At 42.1% G+C, this 416-nt stretch carries 1 tRNA gene and 1 rRNA gene; both read right to left on the reverse strand.

Annotation, left to right across the window (positions count from 1 at the left end):
* Nucleotides 1-101 (reverse strand): 5S ribosomal RNA (gene rrf, locus Q0779_RS23780); the annotation flags it as partial.
* 24 nt (nt 102-125) lie between these two features.
* Nucleotides 126-201, reverse strand: a tRNA-Thr gene (locus tag Q0779_RS23785).
* Nucleotides 202-416 lie beyond the last annotated feature (215 nt).

Here is a 416-nt window from a genome sequence, read left to right on the forward strand (position 1 = left end):
ACTCTCACATGGGGAGACCCCACACTACCATCGGCGCGATTGCGTTTCACTTCTGAGTTCGGAATGGGATCAGGTGGGACCACAATGCTATGGTTTCCAGACAAATTCTTTACTTACTGAATAAGTGGTGCTGATACCCAGAATCGAACTGGGGACCTCATCCTTACCAAGGATGCGCTCTACCGACTGAGCCATATCAGCAAAATCGTATATCTTATCTATGAGTCTTATGTGAATTGTCACTGCATCTAGATAAACTATTTTCACTATTATTTCTAATTAGATAAAAGGTGAAAACGTATTTTTATCTTACTTTTTTATAAAAAAGTAAGCATAAAATTGGCGCCTGGAAATGACCTACTCTCACATGGGGAGACCCCACACTACCATCGGCGCGATTGCGTTTCACTTCTGAG

It is taken from the genome of uncultured Shewanella sp. (assembly GCF_947491715.1).
Taxonomy (GTDB): Bacteria; Pseudomonadota; Gammaproteobacteria; order Enterobacterales; family Shewanellaceae; genus Shewanella.